The following is an 8,474-nucleotide window of genomic DNA, read 5'->3' as shown; positions in this document are numbered from 1 at the left end:
TGGAGTAGGGAGTAGGGAGTAGGGAGTAGGGAGTAGGGAGTAGGGAGTAGGGAGTAGGGGAAGCAACAGTTGTGTTTGTATAGCAGAAGTCATTTGTCAGAAGTCATTTGTCAGAAGTCAAACTCTGGCGTTGCTGAATCAAGGAATGAATACGCGATCATCTGGTTTTGGTCAAGCCCCCGTGGGTCCCCCAACTTTGCGGTGCGACCCAAGGGCGATTTACTCGCCCTAGGAGGCGCGCACCGGAAGGGACGCAAGAAAGTCTTATTCCCCCACCGGTGCGCTTTCCGTCGGCGAATTAAATTCGCCACGGGTCGCACCGCAAAATTGGGGGGCTAGGGGGGCAAAACCATACCCAGAATCAGCAACGCCCAAACTCTTGCGCTTACTTAGGTTTGAGACTTTTGTCATGTCCTAACTGCCCTGGCGACTGCTATAACAGATTTGTTATCATAAAGCATACTATACTAATTTAGTATAGCGCTATAGTTAATTTTCAATTAGGTAATCGCAATGCTGATGATAGTGTTACCGCTGTCAATTACGCTATCGATAGGCTTGAGCAAAATGACGCGATCGCATTGCTAATCATGACTTGAGCGAAGCACGAATTTATGCGATCGCAAAACTGCTGAAGATTTTATCAAAGCACGAATTTTGCGCTATCGATTGGCCTACGGCCACGCTACGCGAACGGTTTAATCGTGCCTTATGGGATCACAGTGTTTGTAATCACTTGACCACTAATTGGATTTTATTAAGCGCGATCAAGTTAATCACTATTAAGCGATCGCAACTGTGCTCTTGACATCCTCCCATCGTTAAATCAAAGATTATAACGTTCGCGTAGCGGCTCCAAAGGAGCTGGGATTCCTAAACCTCACGATTTGGTTTGGTGCTTCATAGCAACCGCCTCCACCCTCAAGGGGTTTTCTGGTCTTACGCTCGCGACCCAGACTATCCCCGCAAGCCCTGCGGTTCTCATGTGTCGAGTTTCAAGAAAAGTCTTGATACACTTTTGATTCAAGGGTTGGCCTTCCATTGCCCTGTCATCTTTTCCCTAGAGACGAAACCTTAGGATAGTGGAGTCTTAATTAATAAATTTTTACCCTTCTCTGCATAACCTGCCAACCATAAAGACTCCACTATCCTTACGGTAACTTCAAAGTCTACCAATTTTGCTGCGCCGCCAGGTTACTGGACTTCGCTCGTATAGGCGCATCTGTTTCCATCGTCTCGGGTGGGTCATTGACCACTTTCATTCTAGCACGTTTATCGTTAAAGACGCAATTCCTCTCTCGCTAACCCTGCGGGTATAACGAGAGTCTCCTTGCTCTTAAGGATGATTTGAGCACTAATCTGATTTTAATCTCGCGCTATACTTTATCAAAATTAAGCGATCGCATTGCTAATCATTAGCTTCTGAGTTATCCATCTTTACCATAGCGCTATATTTTGTCAAAATTAAGCGATCGCATTTATTAGAATTAACTTACCAGTTATAAATGTTTACTCTAGCGCTAGATTTTATTAAAATTAAGCGATCGCATTGCTTATATTATTTTTACTGAGGGGGTGACGAAATAAGCTAAAACGCAGACTATAGCGTTTCTCGCAGTAATGAGGTACAGTCTTCTTTGAATTTGATTTCCTGTCTTGATGCAGCGCATCCCTATTAACTATTCCCTATTCCCCTCCTGGGAGGGGTTAGGGGTGGGTTCCTGTTCCCTAAAATTCCGAAATTGTGTACCTCATAGCTATGATAATTGCTATATATAAGCGACCTAGCTCTTAGACCTCGTTGATAATACTTTCGTTGTCTTGATCCCAAGGGCGAGTGGGGGAAAGCACTCGCCCTTGGGATCAAGACAATGTTCCGTGATTTCAAGAGTGGCGGTTATATAGCGTTTCTCGGGGAGCAGGTCAAATAAGCCTAACAAATGAACTACTTGACAAAACAACAAAAATCCGGTCTTAGTTGCAGAACAGATGAACTATTTACCAGATCAGCAAGCAATTACCCATCAGGGGGCTATAGTAATGGTAAAAATATTAGGCTTAAGTGACATGCTTCCCCTATTACCTATTACCCATTACCTATTACCCATTCCCGATTCCCGATTCCCGATTCCCGATTCCCCATTCCCGATTCCCCATTCCCCAGATCAGCGTACTAATGTTGCTGCATAAGTGACATGCTCCCGTTTCTCGCAGTTATGAGGTACACTATCCTTTGACACTGATTCCCTGTCTTGATGCAATAGCGAGTGGGGGGAACCACGGCAATAGCGAGTGGGGGAAACCCCCAAGACCGTAATGGTGCGTTTACAGTCGTCGAATTAAATTCGCCACGGGTCGCACCTCTGCCTCCCCAAGACCGTAATGGTGCGTTTGACCCGTAATTAAATTCGCCACGGGTCGCACCTCTGCATCGCTTAAAACCCTCTTTACTATTGCTAGCATGCATGCATGCCTTTTGCCTTAAAGGGATAAGCAATGTCGCTCACTCGTCCTGAGAACTGCTATAATTTGGAGGCTACTAGAGTCAGCAAACAGCGATTAATTTCTCTGATTTTATTAATTTGTTTGTCCTACACTTTAGCTAATTTTAATGGACAATATATTCAGCAAAAATGGTTAGCATCCTATGTTAATCGTCCCAGTTATCATTCAATATTTTACCGACGACATAGCAGTTTTTATATTGGCTTGCATGGTAAAAATTGGTTGGATTCAATGTCTTTTGTCTCAGAACTCATTCAATAATTACTTCGTTTTTATCGCCACAAACTGCCTTATCCTCTCCGAGGTTACAGGGCTGCTTCCCTTATATAGCACTACCCATTAAGATGTTTGACATTTCTAAACTCCGAAACCTAGTCAATGCTTACTTTTGACTTCTGACTTGTGACTTGGGACTTGCGCGTTTGTGGATGCTTGGATGTAAGCCTTTTTCCTAGACCAGTAAATCTTGGCGAGGATTAAAATTATCAATCTCCCTTAGTTTTTCGTATAGTTCTCTGACCTCCTGAGTGGCTTCGGTTGGCACAACAATCTGAATTTCTACTACCTGATCCCCTCGTAACCCATCCTGATTGGGATAACCCTTATTTGCCAAGCGCAATTTTTGTCCTGACCTGACGCCACTAGGAACATTAATTTGCACTATACCATCCAAGGTGGGAACTTCTATTAAGTCACCTAATACTGCTTCAGCAGGGCTTACTGGTACTACACAAATCACATCCAATTCCTCTAATTTAAAGAAAGGATGAGGTGACACAGTAATTTTTAAATTTAAACATCCACCATCAATACCTTGACCTTGGAGCCGCACCAGGGCACCGGTTACCATCCCAGCAGGTAGCTCAATTTCTAAAGCCCGTCCATCTTCTAGGCGAATTCGCTCTCGACCCCCTTTATAGGCTTTTTCCAAAGGTAGGGTTAATCGAGCGTCAATATCTTGAGGTTGAGGTTTGGGATAAGGTTGAGGCTGAGGGGGGGATTTGGGTTGAGGTCTCAGACGAGAACTAACAGTGTAGGCTGTTTTAGTTTTCCCTGGTCGAAACGCACTCTCAGAACTTACCCGAGTCCCTGGAGGTGGGGTTGATGTTGCCTTTCTAGTAGAGCGACGCCCGAGTAGTTGATCAATGAAGGTGTTGAAGTCCCGGTAATTGCCATAATCCTCTGGTTGGTATGAACCACGACCATTGCCGTTCCAGCCTACATTTTTAATCAAAGTAGCAGCTTTAGCCGCTTTTCTACCAAACTTCTTCTTCTGCCAATATCGGCTGAATTGGTCGTACTGCGATCGCCTATTCGGGTCAGAGAGAACTTCATATGCCTCACCAATATCCTTGAACTTGTCTTCTGCTGTCTTATCTCCAGGATTCAGGTCGGGGTGATACTGTCGAGCTAACCGCCGATAAGCCTTTTTAATTTCCTCGCTGGATGCCTCTGTGGGTACACCCAACATTTCATAGTAATCTCGATAGTTTTGCATAATTAGTCAATAATGAAGTGTCTCGATGCACTCCCTCATCGGGTAAACCCCCGTATTAAGGCTTTTTTGATCTATTCGTTTTTTGATCTATTCGTGATTAATCGTTAATTGTCAGTATTTTTTAAAGGGAAGAGCGAGAAAACTTTTACCTAAAGACTAACCGCTAATTAGTTGTGGCTACTGACAACTGACAACTAACTACTGACTAATTTAGAACCAATTATCATCCTCATCCCAATCATTTTCAAGGGGGTTTCTGCGATCGCGATCGCGACTGGACCTCGATGAACTAGCCCCATAGGAGTCATAGGAGTCCCGGCGGTAATCCCGTTGAGAATATCGGTCTGTGTCACTATCTCCGGTGAAGGTGCGACGAATTGAGCCAAACAAGTCATCATCCTCTTCTTCCTCATATTGCAGCCGTACCTCTCGCTTGAGCTCATAGAGGGCATCTTGTAGATCACCTTGAGTGCGATCAATAGCCCGGTCATCATTTTGGGCAACGGATTGACGCATCTCCTGAATTAAGCCTTCAATCTGACGCCGATAACCACTAGCAAACTGTCTCCCAAAATCTAGGGCTACCTCCCTCAGTTGCCGTTCCGCTTCATTAGCCAAACTTTCTGCCCGATTGCGCTTTTCTACTCGTTCCCTTCGTTCCCGGTCAACCTCAGCGTATTCTTCTGCCTCACGAATCATTTTGTTGACTTCCGCTTCACTCAGGGTAGAAGCCCCTTGAATGGTAATGCTTTGTTCTCGACCAGTAGTTTTATCCAGTGCCAATACCTGCAAAATTCCATTAGCATCAATATCGAAAGCCACCTGAATTTGGGGCACTCCCCGTGGTGCTGGGGGAATACCAGTCAACTTAAACCGACCCAAAGACTTATTATCTGTTGCCATATCCCGTTCCCCTTGCAGGACATGAATTTCCACCAAAGTCTGATTATTTTGGGAGGTGGAAAAAATATCAGACCGCCGGACTGGGATAGTCGTGTTGCGGGGGATTAACTTTTTCATCACCCCACCAATAGTTTCCAAACCCAAGGACAACGGAGTTACATCCAGCAATAGGATATCTTTGACTTCACTGTTAAGAATTCCTCCTTGAATTGCAGCTCCTACTGCCACTACCTCATCAGGATTAACATTCTGATTTGGTTCCCGATCGATTAAGCTGCGCACCAATTGTTGTACCATCGGGGTGCGGGTTCCCCCTCCTACCAAGATCACTTCATCAATGTCCATAGGAGTTAAGCCAGCATCTTTGAAAGCTCGTTTTAGGGGTCTGCGCAAACGACTAACTAGATCCACACATAGCTCTTCAAACTGAGAGCGCTTCAGCCTAGTTTCTAGGTGTTTTGGACCATCTTCTGTAGCTGTAATAAAGGGCAAATTAATCTCAGTTACACCCACCCCAGACAGCTCGATCTTAGCTTTTTCTGCAGCTTCAGTCAGCCGTTGTAGGGCTTGGCGATCGCGTCGCAGATCAATTCCCTCTGATTTCAAAAATTGCTCTGCCAACCAGTCAACAATTTTTCGATCAAAATCATTGCCCCCCAGTTGAGTATCACCACTGGTTGATAGCACTTCACACACCCCATCCCCCACCTCTAGGATCGAGACATCAAAGGTACCCCCGCCCAAATCAAATACCAGGATAGTTTGGCTGGCCTCAAGATCCAAGCCATAAGCCAAAGACGCTGCTGTTGGTTCATTAAGAATCCGCAGAACCTCTAACCCAGCAATTCGTCCAGCATCTCGTGTGGCTTGCCGTTGAGAATCATTAAAGTAAGCCGGGACTGTTATTACTGTTCCTGTTACCTCCTCTCCCAGGTAGCGGCTGGCCTCATCCGCCAACTTCCGCAGAATCATTGCAGAAATTTCCTCTGGGGCGAAGTCTTTTTTCAACCGGGGGCACTTAATTCTCACATTACCACTTTCATCCCGGCGAATGGTATAGGCAACCCGCTTTGACTCTGGATTCAGTTCAGCATACTTACGTCCAATATACCGCTTCACCCCATAGAAGGTATTTTGGGGATTAAGCACAGCTTGGCGGCGTGCTAATTGTCCTACAACCCTTTCCCCATCCTTACTAAAGCCAACCATTGAGGGAGTTGTGCGCATACCTTCCGCATTAGCAATTACCACCGGCTTACCGCCTTCGATGACAGCCACCACGGAGTTTGTTGTACCCAGGTCAATGCCGACTACCTTGCCCATGCGTCCTTTATTCTCCTCAAGATGAATGCTGTCAACTCGTTCAATGAATTTCAACTACTATATATATAGATGATATTTTGATTAAAATTGTATATAGCCAGTGGTTCGGTTTTCCGAAGCGTAGTCACCCTAGACCTCTGACGGTTGCAGTTATGGTAAGGGATGCCCCGAAGTGCTGAATCTATTCTATCCCTTGACTTCTTCCCCAATTTAGCGGAATTTCAAAGTAAGCATCCTATCATAATAGAGAATATATTAGCAAACTCGAGGATCGGGTGAAGTAGTACATTCAAGACTATTGATTAGCGCTTCCACAGCATGGGCGCGCCAAAGCGTGAATTTAATTCTTAATGGTAAGAGCGCACCTATCAATCTGCCCGACTTACCTGTGGGAAACTTCCCTGTACATCATCATTCGAGGGCTCTGGCAATGCTAGGATCACAGTAGCCCCCTATATTGAATTATTAATGGCAGAAACACTATTCTTTAATGCTCTGCGTGAAGCCATAGACGAAGAAATGGCACGGGATGAGACAGTATTTGTAATCGGTGAAGATGTCGGTCACTACGGTGGTTCCTACAAAGTTACCAAAGATTTGTGTAAAAAATACGGTGACTTCCGGCTTCTGGATACCCCCATTGCCGAAAATAGCTTTACTGGTCTAGCTGTGGGTGCAGCAATGACAGGTTTACGACCAATTGTTGAAGGCATGAATATGGGGTTTTTACTCCTGGCATTCAACCAAATTTCCAACAATGCTGGGATGCTGCGCTATACCTCTGGTGGTAATTTTAAAATCCCGATGGTGGTTAGAGGCCCTGGTGGTGTCGGACGTCAGTTAGGGGCCGAACACTCCCAGCGTCTAGAAGCCTACTTTCAGGCAGTTCCCGGTCTCAAAATTGTTGCTTGCTCAACCCCCTACAATGGAAAAGGGTTGCTGAAATCTGCCATTCGAGATGATAACCCAGTATTGTTCTTTGAACACGTCCTGCTCTACAATCTCAAAGAAAATCTGCCAGACCAGGAGTACTTGGTACCCCTTGACAAAGCTGAAGTTGTACGCCCTGGTAAAGATGTTACCATTCTTACCTACTCCCGGATGCGTCACCACGCCATCCAAGCGGCTAAGCAGCTGGAAAAAGAGGGCTATGATCCTGAAGTGATTGACCTGATTTCCCTAAAGCCTCTAGACTTTAAGACCATTGGTGCTTCAATCGCCAAAACCCACCGAGTCATTATTGTAGAAGAGTGCATGAAAACCGGTGGTATTGGGGCAGAATTAACAGCATCGATTAACGAGCGCTGGTTTGATGAACTCGATGCACCAGTGCTTCGGCTTTCATCCCAAGATATTCCCACTCCCTACAACGGGACTCTCGAAAATCTAACCATTGTCCAACCCCATCAAATTGTCGAGGGTGTGAAAAAGATGGTGGCTTTGCGGATTTAACTAAAAGCTTGGCAAATAAAGCTTAGGCATTAGCCATGCAGGGGGCGTTGCTGATCATTAGATGCTGGAGGTGAAAAAGATTCCGATTCCTAAGTAACCAATCGATAGAATACTTAAGCCTCCAGCCTTGAGAGTTCACAGTTCACAGTTCAGAGTTCAGAGTTCAGAGTTCAGACTTTATATTTTCTCAGTTACTAGACTCGCCAAAACAGATTATCATAGCATTTGTTGCGGCGGGTCGTAGTCATGCAAAAACAGCGTTCACTATTAGCCTTAATCCTAGTACTTGTAATTACAGCAATCATATTGCTGGTGCAATTTCCAATCCGGTTAGGACTGGACTTGCAGGGAGGGGCTCAACTCACAATTCAGATTAACACTACCGAAGAGATTACCGAAATCACGGCTGAGCAATTAGACGCAGTTAAAACCGTTATAGAAGGTCGAGTTAATGCCCTAGGGGTTTCTGAGTCGGTAGTCCAAACCGTTGGCAAAGACCAGCTTTTGGTACAGCTACCTGGTGTCAATGACCCGCAACAAGCGGAACGGGTACTAGGGGGAACAGCACAGCTGGATTTCCTCAATCAAAAGATTGGTACAGAAGCACAGCTGCAGGTTGAACAGCAAGTGCTACAACAACTACAATTAAACCAAGAGGTCTTACGCAACAATGGTGATGGAGATGCGATCGCAGAAAATCAAGCTGCTATCAATCGTAGTAACCAAGCCATCCTTGAACTATTTGAAAGTAGTGGTCTGACTGGCAAAAACCTCCAAGATGCTCGTCCCCAAC

The 8,474-nt window shown here is 45.3% G+C and carries 6 protein-coding genes and 1 pseudogene; 4 read left to right on the top strand and 3 right to left on the bottom strand.

Annotation, left to right across the window (positions count from 1 at the left end; all coding sequences use genetic code 11):
* Positions 1-110 precede the first annotated feature (110 nt).
* Positions 111-311, bottom strand: a complete 201-nt coding sequence (locus F6K37_RS25930; RefSeq protein WP_131827077.1) for a hypothetical protein — start codon at positions 309-311, stop codon at positions 111-113.
* 284 nt (positions 312-595) lie between these two features.
* Here F6K37_RS25930 and F6K37_RS25925 point away from each other — a divergent pair, with 284 nt between their 5' ends.
* Positions 596-808, top strand: coding sequence for a hypothetical protein (locus F6K37_RS25925; RefSeq protein ID WP_131827078.1), 213 nt, complete (start codon positions 596-598; stop codon positions 806-808).
* Between the two features lie 1,181 nt (positions 809-1,989).
* Complete coding sequence (locus F6K37_RS25920; protein WP_044493118.1) at positions 1,990-2,190, top strand: hypothetical protein; 201 nt, start codon at positions 1,990-1,992, stop codon at positions 2,188-2,190.
* A 766-nt stretch (positions 2,191-2,956) separates the two neighbouring features.
* On the opposite strand, the gene F6K37_RS25915 is transcribed toward F6K37_RS25920, so the two are convergent.
* Both F6K37_RS25915 and dnaK read right to left on the bottom strand, forming a co-directional pair.
* On the bottom strand, positions 2,957-4,003 hold the full coding sequence (locus tag F6K37_RS25915) for a DnaJ C-terminal domain-containing protein (RefSeq protein WP_008184006.1): 1,047 nt from the start codon (positions 4,001-4,003) through the stop codon (positions 2,957-2,959).
* 210 nt (positions 4,004-4,213) lie between these two features.
* Positions 4,214-6,229: a molecular chaperone DnaK gene (gene dnaK, locus F6K37_RS25910; protein ID WP_044493122.1), complete on the bottom strand. Its 2,016-nt coding sequence runs from the start codon at positions 6,227-6,229 to the stop codon at positions 4,214-4,216.
* Positions 6,230-6,697: 468 nt separating this feature from the next.
* Here dnaK and F6K37_RS25905 point away from each other — a divergent pair, with 468 nt between their 5' ends.
* Positions 6,698-7,681 carry an alpha-ketoacid dehydrogenase subunit beta gene (locus tag F6K37_RS25905; RefSeq protein ID WP_287253139.1) on the top strand — a complete coding sequence of 328 codons (984 nt, stop codon included), beginning with the start codon at positions 6,698-6,700 and terminating at the stop codon, positions 7,679-7,681.
* Positions 7,682-7,927: 246 nt separating this feature from the next.
* Positions 7,928-8,474: pseudogene (locus F6K37_RS25900) on the top strand (protein translocase subunit SecD); the annotation flags it as partial.

Source organism: Moorena sp. SIO4E2, assembly GCF_010671945.1.
GTDB lineage: Bacteria > Cyanobacteriota > Cyanobacteriia > Cyanobacteriales > Coleofasciculaceae > Moorena > Moorena producens.
The sequence above is the reverse complement of the archived record's forward strand: the minus strand, read 5'-3'. Positions and strand labels throughout refer to the sequence as shown.